The sequence below is a fragment of the Gemmatimonadota bacterium genome (genome assembly GCA_041390105.1).
Taxonomy (GTDB): Bacteria; Gemmatimonadota; Gemmatimonadetes; order Longimicrobiales; family Gaopeijiaceae; genus JAGQIF01.
In genome coordinates, this window is record JAWKQO010000001.1 from 1,749,575 (window position 1) to 1,764,085 (window position 14,511).

The following is a 14,511-nucleotide window of genomic DNA, read 5'->3' on the forward strand; positions in this document are numbered from 1 at the left end:
GCTCGTGGGATCGGTCCAGCTCCTATTCGATAGAGCCAGGACCCGCCCGGGAGGATTCAGACCAGTCGGGCGCGAAGCAAGGGGGCGGCCGGCCGAAGGATGCGCAGCGCCAGTCGGTCGAAGACCGTTGGGACGCCCTCACCGGTGCGCGCGCTGGTGGGAACGACCCACTCCGGATCCCCCGCCAACGGAACGAGGGCGCCGGAGTCGTACGCACCGCCGCTCACGAGATCCTGCTTGTTGGCCGCCACAACGAAAGGGAGCGCTCCGGACGCCGCTTCGATGCGTGTCCGCAGCCAAAGCGCCGAGTCCGTGCTCGGTGGTCTGCTCGCGTCGACCACCAATACGTAGCCTGCACATCCTCGCAGGAACTCCGGCGGATACGTCTCACCCGCCGCGCGGCGGGAGAGGTCAATGAGAACGAGGGAGACCTCGCTGCCCTGAGCACGCGCAACCTTGCGATGCACGCGCACGTCGGGGTGGGGAGACGCCATGGGCACGGCGTCGGGGCCCACCCAGGCCTGGATCAAAGAGGTCTTGCCCGCGCCCGGCTCGCCGACCAGGCAGACCTTGCGAATCACCATACGGCTGTCAGCCTCGAGGGATGAGTCGGCCGGGCCGGAGACGACAACCGGCCCGTCCGCTCATCGCTCGAATCAGGCGTGGGGATCCTTGCCAACCAAGCCGCGGGCCAACTCGGCCAGGCCCCGGACCAAGGTCTCACGATCCGTCATGCGGCCTTCCACCGTGCCGATGCGTCGGTCGGCATCGGCAGCCACCTCCGCCAAGCGCTGGGCGGTCTGGTGACGCAACTCCACGATCTCCTGGGTCAGCTGGCGGCCGCCCTTGGCCACGCGCTCTTCGACCTGGGCAATGGTGCCCTCCAGGGTCTTGCGGTAGCCGATGAACTCGACCCGCATGTCGCGCACGCGGCCCTCGACCGCTTCACGCGCCGCTTCCACCGCGCGTTCCTCCGCCTCACCCAACTCGGCGAGTTCCCGCTCGACCGCGCCGATGCGGGGCTCGAGGGTCTGGCGCAGCGTGGCGAGCTCGCGCACGAGCTCGGTCTGCAACGTGGAGATGCGCTGGACGAGCCGGTCTTCGATCTCGGCGAAGCGCTTCTCGTAGGCGCGCATTTCGTTGCCGAAGATCAACTCCCGGACCTGAGCCAGCCGCTCCTCACCGGCGAGCCCCGGAACCGGGGGGGTCGGCCGCGACGGAGCAGGTGTGGGCGCCGGGGTCGGTCGCACCGTATGAAGGGGCGTCACCATGCCCGCGATGGTTGGGCTGGCGGGCGCCGCCCCGTTGGTCGCGGAGCCCAGAGGGGCAGGACGCGGAGCGGAAACGGATGCCTCGCGTACGGCAACCTCTTCCGGGGCCTCCGGAATGGTGTCGGAACCGGGAAAGTGCCCGGAATCGGTGCTCCAACGGCCCATGGCGCTCTCCATACCTCTCTCCTCCGGCGTTCGCGCCCGGGGGGTTCGGACCGGGCAGACGCGTGGTGCGGATGCAACGAGCGTGCCCGCTGTGAGGCATGGCTGCGGCAGTCGAGCAGGCGGACCGAGGGCCGCGAGCGGGACCGCGCTCGAAGCGTATGGAGGCCGGCCCGGCGGGCGGCCTCCCCGGGGTGGGGAGGACGCCGACCCGGCCGGTCAGAAGGCGGCGACGCCGGTTACCGTCTGGCCCAGGATGAGCGAGTGGACGTCGTGCGTCCCCTCGTAGGTGTACACCGACTCGAGGTTCGACATGTGGCGCATCGCCGAATACTCGATCAGGATCCCGTTGGCCCCCAACAGGCGGCGCGCCTCGCGCGCGCATTCGCAGGCCATGTCTACGTTGGCACGCTTGGCCATCGAGACCTGCTGCGGCATCATGGTGCCCGCATCCTTCATGCGACCCAGATGGTACGCGAGTAGCTGCCCCTGCGTGATTCGGGTCACCATATCGGCGAGGCGCACCTGCTGGATCTGCTTGCCTCCAATGGGACCGTCGAACATCACGCGGGTCTTGGCGTAGGACAGGGCCTCGTGGTAGCAGGCCATGGCCGCGCCCACCACCCCCCAGGCGATGCCGTAACGGGCCTGGGTGAGACACATGAGGGGGTTCTTCAGTCCGTCGGTCTTCGGCATCAGCGCCGAGTCGGGTACGTGCACGTCCTGCAGCGCCAACTCACTCGTGTCCGACGCCAGCAGAGAGAGCTTCCCCTTCTGGTCGCGCGCGCTGAACCCGGGCGTGTTTGTCGGAACCACGAACCCCCGGATCCCCTTGGTGTCGCCTTGCTCCCGGGTCTGCGCCCAGATGACGGCCACGTCCGCCATGGATCCGTTCGTGATCCACATTTTCGTACCGTTCAGAACCCATCCGTCCGACGTCTTGCGGGCGTTCGTCAGCATGCCCGCCGGGTTGGAGCCGTAGTCCGGCTCGGTGAGACCGAAACAGCCGATGGCCTCGCCGCTGGCCAGCTTCGGCAACCAGCTGGTCCGATGCTCCTCGCTCCCGAAGGCATAGATGGGATACATCACCAACGCCCCCTGTACGGAGGCGAAGGAGCGGAGTCCGGAGTCGCCGCGCTCCATCTCCTGCATGATGAGCCCGTAGGCGACGTTGTTGAGACCAGCGCAGCCGTATTGCTCAGGGAGGTTCGCTCCCAACACACCGAGCTCGCCCATTTCGGGGATCAACTCCCGCGGGAAGCGGCGCTCGATGTAGGCGTCGCCGATGAGCGGCAGCACGCGGTCTTCGACCCAGTCCCGGACGGTGTCGCGGACCATCCGCTCCTCCTCGGAGAAGTGGGCGTCCAGCGCGTAGAAGTCGACTCCCTGGAATCTCTCGGCCATGCTCGTCTCGGGGACAGGGTCCTGCGGGGAGGGGCGCGGTGCCCCCCGGGGACGGTGCTAATGTAATGCGCACGGGGACCAGCAGTAGGCGCCTCGGGGACGCCACCCATGCGGAGCTTCCCTATTCGTCCGGGGGCCGGGCTTCGGCTGCCCGGTCGTTGCGGTAACGCATGACGCCGAGGGCGATCTCCCGCACGAAACGGGCGGCCAGCCAGTAGACGGCGACCAAGGCGGCGAGCCAGAGCTGGGGAATGAGCCCCGAAGGCCGGACGACGAACCAGATGTAGAGTCCGGCAATCACCACCGCTACGCCGCCCCCGACCCACCCGATGGAAGCCGCGCGTGCACGCGCGCGCTCCCGACAGCCTTCGCACCAGAGGAGTCGGTCGAACTCCGACTTGGGCTTGCGCTCCAAGCAGCGGACGCAGGTCAGCGACTCGCCGGGGAAGCGATCCAGGAAGGAGAAGGCGGCGCCCTTCACTTCATCGCGCGGATGACCGCCTCGGTGAACTCGCGAGTGGTCGCGGTTCCGCCCAGGTCCCGCGTGGGCGCCAGGCGATGGATCAGAACCTCGTCGAGCCCCGTGCGAATGCGCGTGGCAGCCTCGCGCTGCCCCAGATGGTCCAGCAGCATGCACGCCGCCAGAGTGAGGGCGGTGGGATTGGCGACCCCCTGGCCCGCGATGTCGGGAGCCGAGCCGTGGACCGCCTCGAAGACCGCCACGTCCTTTCCGATGTTGCCCGCGGGCGCCATGCCGAGGCCTCCGATCAGCCCGGCCATGAGGTCGCTGACGATGTCCCCGAACATGTTCTCCATCACCATCACGTCGAACTGGTACGGGTTCATGACCAGGTGCATCGCGGTCGCATCGATGATGCGATCTTCGAACTCGATCTCTCCCTCGTATCGTTTTGCGATCTCGCGACCCACGTCCAGGAAGAGCCCCTGCGTGTACTTCAGGATGTTCGCCTTGTGCGCGAGCGTGACCTTCTTCCGCCCCGTGCGCTTGGCAAACTCGAACGTGTACTCGAGCACGCGCTCCGCACCGAAGCGGGTGATGATCATGACGGACTCTGCGGCCGCCCGTGGATCGCCGTGCATGCCGATATAGTGTTCGACGCCGACGTAGAGTCCCTCCGTGTTCTCGCGGATCAGGACCAGGTCGATGTCCTCGTAGCGACCCCCACGCGTATGGGAACGTGCGGGCCGCACGTTGGCGAAGAGATCGAATTCCTTGCGGATGGCCACGTTGATGGAGCGGAATCCGGTCCCTACCGGCGTGGTCAGCGGTCCCTTGAGCGCAACCTTGTGCCGCTGGATGGACTCCAGGGTGGCGGCGGGCAGGGGATCCTTGACCTGCTCCAGGGCCGTGACCCCGGCTGGCTGCTCCTCGTAGTCCAGGTCGGCACCGGACGCGCGCAGGATCTCGAGGGTGGCGTGCGTGACTTCGGGACCGATCCCGTCTCCGGGAATCACCGTGATGGTGCGGGCCATGTCCTTCACTTGTGGGCGGAGATGAGGAGGTGCGGGGCCTATGATCGCCCGAGCCCCCCGTCGAATCAAGCGTGCGCAGCCGCCCGCTGCCAGCGGGGCGCGCCCGCCCTAGCGCACGTAGCGCTTGGAGTACTCGAAGGTCGTGTGGTCTTCGCCGAAGCGCACCAGGTCCTCCACCAGACCGGGGCTGCGCGTGCCGTCCTTACGCGCCTTCACAGCCGCCAGGATGGCCCGGTTCCAGGTGACGTCGTTGAACGTATCCCGGGTGAGCAGCGCACGAGCGATCTCTTGCCCATTGCTGGCCTTGGTCACCACCCGCACGGCGGCCAGACCGTCATAGCGTTCGAAGAGACCCTGGGTTTCCTTGCTGAACAGAAAGATGTAGGGCCCCACCTTGGCCCACAGGGCTCCACCTCGCCGCAGCTGCTGGCCCGGCTGCACCACGGTCACCTCGGCCACGTTGCCGCTGACCTCGGCCTCCAGGCGCCCGGAGTACTGGTAGGCCGCCACGACATCCTCGGCAGCCGGCACTTCCAGCGGCGCTTGCTCACACCCCCAGAATGCCGCAGCCACCCCCACCAACAACACCCGGCGCATCACAGCACTTCCCTCCCGCGATCCAGGCGCGGCGTTACCGCGCGCGCGAGCGCTTCAGCGGCTCCCGCCAAGGCGCCTGCCGATCCCGCGCTGCTGACCCCGTCGACCACACCGTACCAAAAGACCCGCCCCGTGCGGGCGTTGATCAAGGCAGCGGCAATCTCGACGGTCTGGCCGGCCTCGGCATCCGACGGGGCGCTGCGCGCCTCCACGGGAACCAGCGCCAGGTCTGCCCCGGTCAGGGCCGCCATGCGCCGCAGGATGCCGAAGAGCGGATCACCGATCCGATCCACCTCGGCACGCAGGAACATGTCCACCGGCAGGCCGTCGGCAGAAACGGTGAGCCCTGGGGTGCGGGCCACTGCCCGTCGCAGCTCCGTGGGCAGGATCCACTCCGCTCCGCCGCGTGCTTCGAAGGCGAACGCCACCTCGGCCGCGGGATCCAACTCCGAGCCCAGGCCGCGGACCCGCTGCACGGGGAAGACCATCACCTTCTGCCCCTCGAGATCCGGCAGAGCTCCACGGGCCTGTCCGGCCTGGGGCGGCGCCTGAGGCGCACTGGCGCACCCGGCCGCCATGACCAGCAGGGCCCCGAGCGGGCCGCTCCTTCCGAAGCGCAGGGAATGGTGCACGGAGGGCGAGTCCTTCGACGGAAACGAGGGAATGGAACACCGTGTGCTACAGGGCAGCAGGCCCCGACGTTCCCTGAGGACCGCAACCCTGGTGCGGCCCACGCGTATCAGGAGGGGCACAGCGGGGGCAGTGCAAGCAGCCCTCCGAGGAGCGGCCACGCCCAGCGCGGGGGCTCGCGGCGCGGAATCAATCAGGATTGGACGTATGGTGGCTCGACTGCTCAGGTCCCTTCGCTGGATCCCGGCGATCCCACTCGCCTTGGCCCTGGCGGCGTGCACCGACGGCACCACCCCGGACGTGATCGCCTTCGACGTTCCCGCCCTGACCCTCGGCCCCTCACTCACGGGATCGTTGAGTGTACGCAACGCCGGCCCGCGCGCGGTGGGCCCGATCGAGCTCCGCTCCGGCCCCGTCTCGGCAGGAGGCGCCACCGACGTGCCGGGCGCGCATCTCGTGGTCGATCCGCCCGAGCTGTCGACGCTGCCCGCCGGCGCATCCGCGGTTCTGCAGGTGCGAATCGAATCGGGCACGCTGCTGCAGGCGGGCACCTACGCGACCGAGCTCGTCGCCGCCATCCCCGGGGCGGAGACTCGACTGCCCGTGAGCTTCACCATGCCCGCAGTCACCGGCGTAGAGGCGGCCGCGGTCCAGATCACGAGTGGACCGACGACCGTGCGGCAAGGAGACGTCACCCCCTACCGGGCCGAGGCACGTGACACGGCCGGGGCTCCCCTCCAAGGTGCTGCCATCACGTGGAGTGTGACGCCTCAGGACGCCGGCTTCGTGGCACCCAGCGGGGCGCTGGTGGCGTACCAGCCGGGAACACTGACCCTCCGCGCCCACGTGGGCGGATTGACTGCGCGCCTGGACGTCACCGTCAGCGCCCGCGGGCTCGGCGGTGATGCCGTGCGGGTGGGAGAGGGCGCGGTGCTCGAGCGGCACACCTCGGACCTCTGGCTGCACGGCTCCTACGCCTACACGGGCACCTGGGGCGCACGCACGCGCAACGGAGTCTCGCTCTGGGGAGACGCGCTCAACGTGTGGGACCTGAGCACACCCACCAGTCCGGTTCGGGTCGACGCCGTGTCCATCGAAGCGCGCACGCTCAACGACGTCAAAGTGCGCTCGGACGGCGCGTTGGCCGTCATCACGCACGAGGGCGACAACGCGGGTCGCAACGGCGTCACGTTCCTGGACCTGGCAGACCCGGCCCACCCGGCCGTGTTGAGCCGTTTCACCCAGGGCCTGGAGAGCGGCGTGCACAACGCCTGGCTCGACGGCGACTATGCCTATCTCGTCGTCGATGGTGTGGGCAACGGCCTCCGCATCCTGGACATCCGTGACCCGCGCGCCCCTCGGCTGGCGGCATCGTTCTACGGAGGCTCCAGCTTCTTGCACGACGTCTACGTACGGGACGGCCTCGCTTTCCTCTCCCACTGGAACGCCGGGCTGATCATCCTCGACGTAGGGAATGGCGTCGCGGGCGGCTCGCCAACGAACCCGGTCGAAGTGAGCCGCGTGCCGGACCTCGGCGGACAGACCCACAACGCCTGGTATTGGCCGGAGTCGGGATACGTGTTCGTCGGTGAAGAGGACTTCCAGTCGCCAGGCCACATGCATGTCGTCGACCTGCACGACCTGAGCAACCCGGTCGAGGTCGCCAGCTTCCGCGTGCCCGGCACGACACCCCACAACTTCTGGCTGGACGAGGAGCGGGGCGTACTCTACCTCGCCTGGTACGAGCGCGGCCTACACGCGCTGGATGTGAGCGGCCCGCTGCTGGGCGACCTGCGAGCGCAAGGCCGTGAGGTCTTCGGCGTCGAATACGACGGACAAGGGTTCGGATGCGCAACCGTGGACGGCACGTGCACGTGGGCACCCCAACTCCATGGCGGATTGCTCTACGTGTCCGACATGAACAACGGGCTGGTCGTCCTGCGGCCCACCTTCTGAGCGCCATGGGCGGCGGGCGGCGCCTCGCGGTGGGGCTGACGCTCGCCGCAGCGCTGACTCACGCCGGCTGCGGGGGCGACGCTTGGGTGAGTCGCCTCTACGTCACGTCCGGGTTCACGGATCAGGTGTTCGTACTGGACGCAGCCACCGGCGCGCTCCTCGACAGCATCGACGTCGATCTACGGCCCGGAGAGAGTGACGAGCCGCACGGTATAGCGATTGCCCCCGACGGAGAGCGTTGGTATGTAACCCTCTCGCACGGGGAGCCCACGCTGTGGGCGTTCGAGGCAGCCGGGGATCGGTTGGTGGGCCGCCTGCGTCTGGACCTGCCCGGCGCCTCCCGTGTCCGTATCACCCCGGATGGGCAGCGCGCGTTCATCCCGGACTACTATCGCAGTGGCATGGGTGCGATCAGCGGCATCTCCGTGGTCGATCTCGATGCCCTGACGGTCGCGGCGGAGCTGACCGTGTGTGCCGCCCCCCATGATGCCGCCGTCAGTCCGGACGGCGCGCTGGTGGCGATTGCGTGTAGCCTGTCCGACGAGGTGGTATTGCTGGACGCCTCCAGCTTCACGGAGCGTGTCCGTGTCACGGCCGGCGATGCGCCCGGCTCGCCGGGCACACCGCGCTACCGTCCGCTGAATGTCACCTGGCTGCCGGACGGGAGCGCATTCTTCGTGGGCATGCACGCGGCCGACGAAGTCGTACGCTTCGCGCGGGACGGCACCCGCGGGCCGACCGTTGCAACGGGCCCCGGTCCCGCGCAGTTGGCGATTACGCCCGGCGGCCTGCTGCTGATCCCCCATCGAATGGACGGAACGCTCAGCGTGCTGGACGCCCGCACGCTGCGGGAGCAGGCCCGCATTCCCCTCGGAGGGGCCCATCCCCACGGCATCGCCGTGTCCTCCGACGGTGGTAGTGCTTGGCTCACGCTGGAAGGAGAAGCGGGGACCGCCGGCACCGTTGTGGCGGTGGATCTGGTCGACCTGAGCGTCCGCTGGCGTCGCGACCTGGGTGGCTATCTGTTGGGGATCGCGGTCCGCGAGCCTTCGGGCGGTGCGTCCTGACGCGGGGCTTGGTCCCGTCCAGGTGTGCTTCCGCGAGAGCCTCCGGGCGCCGGTGCCCGCCGCCGCCGCGCCCGCCTAGGCCTCCTGCTCCTCGATCACGTTGGGATCGGGGGTGTGCTCGGTGGTGGGGCGCGGCTCGTGACGAAGAGCAGCGGAGTTGATGCAGTAGCGCTGACCTGTGGGCGCGGGGCCATCGGGAAACACATGTCCCAGGTGCGCGTCGCAGGCGGAGCACAGCACCTCGGTACGCCGCATGAAGAGGCTGCGATCGTCCTTCTCCGTGATGGCTCCCGGATCCGCCGGTGCATAGAAGCTGGGCCAGCCCGATCCTGAATCATACTTGGTGGCGGAGTCGAACAGCGGTTGGCCGCAACAGACACACGTGTACATGCCAGGCGCTTTCGAGTCCCAATACTCACCGGTGAACGCCCGCTCGGTACCCTTCTGGCGGGTGATGCGGTATTGCTCCGAGTCGAGCTCCTCGCGCCACTCCCGATCCGACTTCGTCGTCTTCTTGCTCATCGCGTCTCTCCAGTTGCCATGGTGCATAGGGTAGGGTACCCTCTCAACCGAGGTGTGGTTCGGGCGTCGGGCCGTCGCACGGCCGCAGGGCGTTCGCTCCACCACACCGTAATCCCGTTCAACGAAGGGAGGGTTCCATGGCGGTAGCGAAGGTCATCGAGGTCCTGGCCGAAGGCAGCTCCATCGAAACGGCCGTCGAGGACGCGGTGGCAGAGGCCAGCAAGACGGTCAAGAACATCCGTTCGGTCTACGTTCAGGATATCCAGGCGGTGGTGTCCAACAACGCGGTCTCCCGTTTCCGGGTCAACTGCAAGGTCACATTCCTGGTCGGGTCCTGACACCCGAGGCCGAGTCCGAGCGGCCCGCCCCCGCGGGTCGCTCAGCGACCGGCCGATCCCTCCTCTCCCTCGCCATCGAGGGCCGCTCTCCATCTCTGGGTTCCAGCGGGGATTTCCCGACATCTGCGAGTTCGCCGTGCCCGGCAGACGCAGGGCGTTCGTGGCAGAAGATTGTGTCTCTGCCCAAGAGCCGAGTCGTCGGGGTGCTCGGCTCCCATCACCAACCCCGAGATCGGAAAGGAGGTTTCCATGGTCAGCTTGACTCGCTGGAGTGACGTCCCCACTCGCACCCTGTTCCGCCGCGAGCTCGGGCGCCTGTTCGATGACCTGCTGCCGGAGTTGGAGGTCACCGAGAACGACGGAGTCTGGGCGCCCCGCATGGACCTGAGCGAGACCGACAAGGCGTACGAGATCCATCTCGACCTGCCGGGCGTCTCCAAGGACCAGATCAAGGTCGACTTCCAGGACGGCTGCCTGAGCATCAGCGGTGAGCGGAAGCACGAAGAGAAGAAGGAAGGCAAGGACTTCCGGCGGATGGAGCGGTCGTTCGGTTCCTTCTACCGGTCCCTGACCCTCCCCACCGCAGTGCTGGAAGACAAGATCAAGGCCACCTTCAAGGATGGCGTGCTGACGATCGGGGTCCCCAAGGCACCTGAGGTCACGCCGATCCACATTCCGGTCGCCTGAACAGCCCTCCGCAGGAGCCCCGACCGCTCCCGGAGCGGCCGGGGCATCCCCTGTTCGACACGAGTGGGGCACCCCGCATCCGGGGCGCCGCGGCGCCGGGCCTACAGCAAGTAACCGCCGTCGATGGGGAGGACGGCACCGGTGATGTGGCGAGCTGCCTCGCTGCAGAGGAACACGATGACGTTGGCCACGTCCTGAGGATCGCCCAGGCGCCCCAGGACGCTTCGTTCCCGGGCTCGATCCAGGATCTCGGGCGGCACCGCTTCGGTGAGTCGCGTGGTGCGGATGTAGCCGGGAGCCACAGCGTTGACGTTCACGTTGGACCGCCCCAGCTCCACAGCGGCCGAGCGGGTCAGGCCCAGGAGCCCGGCCTTCGACGCCGAGTAGTTGGAGAGGCCGAACTCGCTGCGCAGGCCGTGCACCGACGCCACGTTGACGATCTTCCCATGCTCCTGACTCCGGAAATGGGGCGCGACCGCACGCGTGAAGAAGAAGGCGCCGTCCAGGTTGGTCTGCAACACCACCCGCCACTCGTCGTCCGTCATGCGCCAGAGCGCCCGGTCCCGACCCACGCCCGCGTTGTTGATCAGGATGTCGACGCGCCCCAGCGTCTCCACCGCGTGAGCGACGAACCGATTCACCTGAGCGGAGTCGCGGGCGTCGCAGGCATCGCAGACCACGCGTACCTCCATCATGCGCAGCTCCGACGCCACCGACTGGGCCTCCCGACGCGTACGTGAGGTCCCGTCGTCGAGGTAGTTGAAGGCGATGTGGACTCCCCGCGCTGCCAGTTCGACCGCGACTGCGCGCCCGATGCCGCTCGATCCGCCGCTGATGATGGCCACGCGGTCCCGGAACTCCCGATGGGCAGCCAGCGGCTCGGGCTCGGTGAGGGGTTCCAGGACGGAGGAGAGCTCCTCACCGCCGATGGAGCCCCGCCACGCCTCGTCCCCGGGCTCGGGCATCCAGGCGGCTTGCGGGCTCCATGCGTCGGAGTCGTGCACTCGTTCAGCTCCCGGTGGCGGTTCGGGTCACGTGGCGGTGCAAGGTAGCGAGGGGCGCACCGGCTTTGCGACCTCCGATCGCCTGAACGCCTACGCGTCGGCCCCCGCGCCGTGCTCCTCGGTCGCCCGCGGGAGCGTGAACGTCACCGTGGTGCCGTCGCCCAACCGGCTGGTGGCCCCGACGGAGCCGCCCATGGCACGGGCCAGATGCGCGACGATGGATAGGCCCAGACCCGTCCCCCCCTCCGCTCTGGATCGGGCGGGATCGACGCGGTAGAACCGTTCGAAGATCCGGGGAAGCGACTCCGGAGGGATCCCAGAGCCCGTATCGCTCACCGATACCTGCAACCGCTCGGGGCCGGGCCGGATGACGAGGCGCACCTGGCCGCCGTCCGGCGTATAGCGGAGCGCGTTGCTGAACAGGTTGGCGAAGATCTGCTCCACGGCACGCTGGTCGGCCCAAGCGACGCCGGCACCCTCCACGGAAAAGGAGATCCTCCGCTCCGTTCCCTCGAGCGTCTCTGCCCAAACCTGTTCGGCCAGCTCGGCCAGATCGACGGCTTCGAGCTCCGCACGCCACCCTCCTGACTCCAGGCGGGAGAGATCGAGCAGATCTTCGACCAGGTGCTGGAGACGCACCGCGTTCTTGGCGATCGACTCGATGAAGGTCCGGCGGATCTCCGGCGGTGGCTCGTCGTCCAGCAGCGACTCGGCGAACCCCCGCAGCGCCGTCAGGGGGGTCTTGAGCTCGTGCGATGCGTTGGCGACGAAGTCGGTCCGGACGCGCTCGAGCCGACGAACCTCGGTGAGGTCCTGCAGCGTGACGATGGCCCCGCCGCTCGGCAACGGTTGGGCGCGCACCATGATGGTCCGGTCCCAGGGCGTCACCTCCACGGGATCGAGCGGGCGCACGACGGCGGCCTCCAGGGCATCGCGCAGCTCGCTGTCCCGCACCAGCGCCTCGACCGGTGCGAACGGTCGAAACTCGCGGATCTCCAGGATGCGACGGGCGGCCGCGTTGGCGCGGATCAGGCGGGCGTCGTCGCTCAGCTCGATGGCGCCTTCGGCCATCGCGTCGAGCAGCGCCGTCATCTCGGCCCGTTCCCGGCGCGACTGCTCCTGGGCCGCGGCCAGGTCATCCGCCACCGTACCCAGCTCCCGACCCAGCGTCTCCAGGTCGCGGAGACCGCCGGACCCCAACGCGGGCAGGCGCTCCCCCTCCCGCAGGGCTCGAACGCGCTCCTGCAACGGACGCAGGCTGCGATGGGTCACCCACCCCGCCCCGGCTGCCAGGCCCAGCATCGCCAGCAACGCCCAGCCCACGCCGAGCCCGCTGAGCGCCAGGGCCAGAGAGCCGCCCGCCGCCACACAGGCCGCCACCCAGAAGCCCAGCCTCGGTGCTCTCACTCGGAGTCGGGGGGCTCGAAGCGGTAGCCGAACCCGCGCACGGTCTGCACCCACTCACCGGCTTCGCCCAGCTTGGCGCGCAGTCGCCGCATGTGCATATCCACCGTGCGTGTCTGCAGTCGCCCCGCGACCCGCTGGTCCACGTCCCACACGCTCTCCAGGAGCTGGTGGCGACTCAGGGTTCGGCCTCTGCGCTCCATGAGCGCCTGTAACAGCCGGAACTCGGTCGGGGTCAGCTGCAGCTCCTGCTCCCGCCACCAGCACCGAGCCGCCGATGGATCGAGGCGCAGATCGAGCGCGCGCAGCATGGATCCGCTGCCCGCCGCCGCGCCCACGGCCCGGCGGAGCACCGCCTCGACCCGAAGAACGAGCTCCTTGGGACTGAACGGCTTGGTCAGATAGTCGTCGGCTCCGAGCTCGAGGCCGCGGATCCGGTCGGACGGTTCGCGCAAGGCGGTCAGGAGCAGCACCGGAACGTCGTGCGTGGCGGGGTCGCTGCGCAGCCTCTCCAGGACCTCCAGGCCCGAGAGGCCGGTGAGCATGATGTCCAGCACGATCAGGTGCGGGACCTGCCGTTCCACGGCTTTGAGGGCGTCGGTGCCGCTGGAGACCGTCTGGACCTGGAACCCGGCCCGGGTGAGTTGATAGGCAACCAGGGCTGCGATGTCGGCCTCATCCTCGACGACCAGGATGCGCCGGGCCTCGGCTTCGCCCTGCCTACCGGCCAACGCCGCTCGCGATCAAGGCCAACACCTCGGCCTCGCTCAAGGTGTGATCCGACGCCTTGGCCGCGGCCAGGATGCGCTCGCAGAGCTCGGTGTCGTCCGCATCGTAGCCGCGGGCCCGCAGCCAGAACTTGACGTTGGAGAGCCCACACATGGGGCCCACTTCGATCTCTTGAGACCGACCGAACATGGCCGCAGGCACACCCGAGTAGACGAGATCCGCCAGCCAGGAATCGCCCTTGGCGTGCGCCTTGACGATCGCCGCCGCATGCACGCCCGTCGCTGTGCGGAACGCATCCCGTCCAAAGACAGGATAGTCGTGAGGCAGCGGAATGTGGCAGGCCTCCGCAATGGTCTCACAGTACTCGCACAGCGACGACAGCTCCACCTGGTGCAGGCCCATCAGCTTCAAGTTGACCAGCAACAGGTCCATCTCGACGTTGCCGACGCGCTCTCCCACACCAAGTCCCGTCCCGTGGATGCGGTCGGCGCCTGCCTCGATGGCGGCCAAAGCGTTGGCAAGCCCGAGACCGCGGTCCCGGTGGCCGTGCCAGTCGATTTGCACCTCCTCGCCCGAGGGCTCGACGATCTCCTCACGGACGAAGTGCACCAGCGAGCGCACCCCCTCGGGAGTCGCGTGCCCGACGGTGTCCGCCAGGCAGATCCGACGGGCTCCCCAACGGATCGCGTTCCCGTAGAGCGCTTGGAGCACCTCCGGTCGGGCCCGTGTGGTGTCCTCGGTGACGAACATCACGGGGAGACCTTCACCGACCGCGAATCGTACCGCCTTTTCCGACACCTGAAGCATCCGCTCCAGCGTCCACCCCTCCGCGTATTGCCGCACGGGAGAGCTGCCGATGAACGTGCACGCTTCGATGGGAATGCCGACCTTCTGGCTGATGGCGGCGATCGGCTCGACGTCCGCCACCACGGTGCGCGCAGCGCAGTTGGGTCGAATCTGGAGTCCCGACGCGACGATCTCCTGAGCGATCCGCGTCACGTCGGCCACCGCGCGCGGCCCGGCGCCGGGCAGGCCGATGTCGGCGCTGGCGATGCCCATCGAGTCCATCAGATGGATCAGCCGCAGCTTCACGGCGATGGGCGGGTCCACGACGGACGGACTCTGCAGCCCGTCCCGGAGGGTTTCGTCGTTCAGCTCCACGTGGATGCCGGAGCCCGGCTTCAAGGAGGGCTCGATCAGGTTCCAGTCGTGGATCAGGTCGCGCTCGTTCATGGCCTCTCCGGCC

Annotated in this window: 16 protein-coding genes; 4 read left to right on the plus strand and 12 right to left on the minus strand. The window is 68.6% G+C overall.

The features are described from left to right. Window positions 1–56 precede the first annotated feature (56 nt). The 7 genes from R3E10_07705 to R3E10_07735 all read right to left on the minus strand — a co-directional run bounded on the left by R3E10_07705 (window position 57) and on the right by R3E10_07735 (window position 5,560). Window positions 57–584, minus strand: coding sequence for a GTPase domain-containing protein (locus tag R3E10_07705; protein ID MEZ4415623.1), 528 nt, complete (start codon window positions 582–584; stop codon window positions 57–59). Between the two features lie 72 nt (window positions 585–656). Beyond that, a complete protein-coding gene (locus R3E10_07710; GenBank protein ID MEZ4415624.1) occupies window positions 657–1,448 on the minus strand; it encodes a hypothetical protein in 792 nt (263 codons plus the stop codon). 204 nt (window positions 1,449–1,652) lie between these two features. Further along, window positions 1,653–2,837: an acyl-CoA dehydrogenase family protein gene (locus R3E10_07715; protein MEZ4415625.1), complete on the minus strand. Its 1,185-nt coding sequence runs from the start codon at window positions 2,835–2,837 to the stop codon at window positions 1,653–1,655. 121 nt (window positions 2,838–2,958) lie between these two features. After that, entirely contained in the window at window positions 2,959–3,318 is a 360-nt protein-coding gene (locus tag R3E10_07720; GenBank protein MEZ4415626.1) for a hypothetical protein, read from the minus strand. Beyond that, window positions 3,315–4,331 carry an isocitrate/isopropylmalate family dehydrogenase gene (locus tag R3E10_07725; protein ID MEZ4415627.1) on the minus strand — a complete coding sequence of 339 codons (1,017 nt, stop codon included), beginning with the start codon at window positions 4,329–4,331 and terminating at the stop codon, window positions 3,315–3,317. The genes R3E10_07720 and R3E10_07725 overlap by 4 nt, the downstream gene beginning before the upstream one ends. 108 nt (window positions 4,332–4,439) lie before the next feature. After that, window positions 4,440–4,931 (minus strand): hypothetical protein, encoded by a 492-nt coding sequence (locus R3E10_07730; protein ID MEZ4415628.1) that lies wholly within the window; start codon window positions 4,929–4,931, stop codon window positions 4,440–4,442. Then, window positions 4,928–5,560, minus strand: a complete 633-nt coding sequence (locus R3E10_07735) for a hypothetical protein (GenBank protein MEZ4415629.1) — start codon at window positions 5,558–5,560, stop codon at window positions 4,928–4,930. Before R3E10_07735 ends, R3E10_07730 begins: the two co-directional genes overlap by 4 nt. Before the next feature lie 205 nt (window positions 5,561–5,765). On the opposite strand from R3E10_07735, the gene R3E10_07740 reads away from it, so the two are divergent. Together R3E10_07740 and R3E10_07745 are read left to right on the plus strand one after the other, a co-directional pair. After that, window positions 5,766–7,514 carry a hypothetical protein gene (locus R3E10_07740; protein ID MEZ4415630.1) on the plus strand — a complete coding sequence of 583 codons (1,749 nt, stop codon included), beginning with the start codon at window positions 5,766–5,768 and terminating at the stop codon, window positions 7,512–7,514. A 5-nt stretch (window positions 7,515–7,519) separates the two neighbouring features. Further along, window positions 7,520–8,581 (plus strand): YncE family protein, encoded by a 1,062-nt coding sequence (locus R3E10_07745; protein ID MEZ4415631.1) that lies wholly within the window; start codon window positions 7,520–7,522, stop codon window positions 8,579–8,581. 75 nt (window positions 8,582–8,656) lie between these two features. Here R3E10_07745 and msrB read toward each other — a convergent pair whose 3' ends face one another. Next, a complete protein-coding gene (msrB, locus tag R3E10_07750) occupies window positions 8,657–9,103 on the minus strand; it encodes a peptide-methionine (R)-S-oxide reductase MsrB (GenBank protein ID MEZ4415632.1) in 447 nt (148 codons plus the stop codon). A gap of 137 nt (window positions 9,104–9,240) precedes the next feature. Here msrB and R3E10_07755 point away from each other — a divergent pair, with 137 nt between their 5' ends. Continuing rightward, window positions 9,241–9,441 carry a dodecin family protein gene (locus tag R3E10_07755; protein ID MEZ4415633.1) on the plus strand — a complete coding sequence of 67 codons (201 nt, stop codon included), beginning with the start codon at window positions 9,241–9,243 and terminating at the stop codon, window positions 9,439–9,441. 249 nt (window positions 9,442–9,690) lie between these two features. Then, window positions 9,691–10,128: an Hsp20/alpha crystallin family protein gene (locus tag R3E10_07760; GenBank protein ID MEZ4415634.1), complete on the plus strand. Its 438-nt coding sequence runs from the start codon at window positions 9,691–9,693 to the stop codon at window positions 10,126–10,128. 101 nt (window positions 10,129–10,229) lie between these two features. Here the strand turns inward: R3E10_07760 and fabG are convergent, their stop codons facing one another. The 4 genes from fabG to R3E10_07780 form a co-directional block, all read right to left on the minus strand. Then, a complete protein-coding gene (fabG, locus tag R3E10_07765; protein MEZ4415635.1) occupies window positions 10,230–11,132 on the minus strand; it encodes a 3-oxoacyl-ACP reductase FabG in 903 nt (300 codons plus the stop codon). A 90-nt stretch (window positions 11,133–11,222) separates the two neighbouring features. Next, on the minus strand, window positions 11,223–12,539 hold the full coding sequence (locus tag R3E10_07770) for an ATP-binding protein (GenBank protein ID MEZ4415636.1): 1,317 nt from the start codon (window positions 12,537–12,539) through the stop codon (window positions 11,223–11,225). After that, entirely contained in the window at window positions 12,536–13,267 is a 732-nt protein-coding gene (locus R3E10_07775) for a response regulator transcription factor (GenBank protein MEZ4415637.1), read from the minus strand. The genes R3E10_07770 and R3E10_07775 overlap by 4 nt, the downstream gene beginning before the upstream one ends. After that, window positions 13,257–14,498: a LeuA family protein gene (locus R3E10_07780; protein MEZ4415638.1), complete on the minus strand. Its 1,242-nt coding sequence runs from the start codon at window positions 14,496–14,498 to the stop codon at window positions 13,257–13,259. The genes R3E10_07775 and R3E10_07780 overlap by 11 nt, the downstream gene beginning before the upstream one ends. Window positions 14,499–14,511 lie beyond the last annotated feature (13 nt).

What these genes read in the sequence shown, in the direction of transcription:
- R3E10_07705 (MEZ4415623.1), bottom strand. Translation starts at nt 584, where the DNA reads ATGGTGATTCGCAAGGTCTGCCTGGTCGGCGAGCCGGGCGCGGGCAAG.
- R3E10_07710 (MEZ4415624.1), bottom strand. Translation starts at nt 1,448, where the DNA reads ATGGAGAGCGCCATGGGCCGTTGGAGCACCGATTCCGGGCACTTTCCC.
- R3E10_07715 (MEZ4415625.1), bottom strand. Translation starts at nt 2,837, where the DNA reads ATGGCCGAGAGATTCCAGGGAGTCGACTTCTACGCGCTGGACGCCCAC.
- R3E10_07725 (MEZ4415627.1), bottom strand. Translation starts at nt 4,331, where the DNA reads ATGGCCCGCACCATCACGGTGATTCCCGGAGACGGGATCGGTCCCGAA.
- R3E10_07740 (MEZ4415630.1), top strand. Translation starts at nt 5,766, where the DNA reads ATGGTGGCTCGACTGCTCAGGTCCCTTCGCTGGATCCCGGCGATCCCA.
- R3E10_07745 (MEZ4415631.1), top strand. Translation starts at nt 7,520, where the DNA reads ATGGGCGGCGGGCGGCGCCTCGCGGTGGGGCTGACGCTCGCCGCAGCG.
- msrB (MEZ4415632.1), bottom strand. Translation starts at nt 9,103, where the DNA reads ATGAGCAAGAAGACGACGAAGTCGGATCGGGAGTGGCGCGAGGAGCTC.
- R3E10_07755 (MEZ4415633.1), top strand. Translation starts at nt 9,241, where the DNA reads ATGGCGGTAGCGAAGGTCATCGAGGTCCTGGCCGAAGGCAGCTCCATC.
- R3E10_07760 (MEZ4415634.1), top strand. Translation starts at nt 9,691, where the DNA reads ATGGTCAGCTTGACTCGCTGGAGTGACGTCCCCACTCGCACCCTGTTC.
- R3E10_07780 (MEZ4415638.1), bottom strand. Translation starts at nt 14,498, where the DNA reads ATGAACGAGCGCGACCTGATCCACGACTGGAACCTGATCGAGCCCTCC.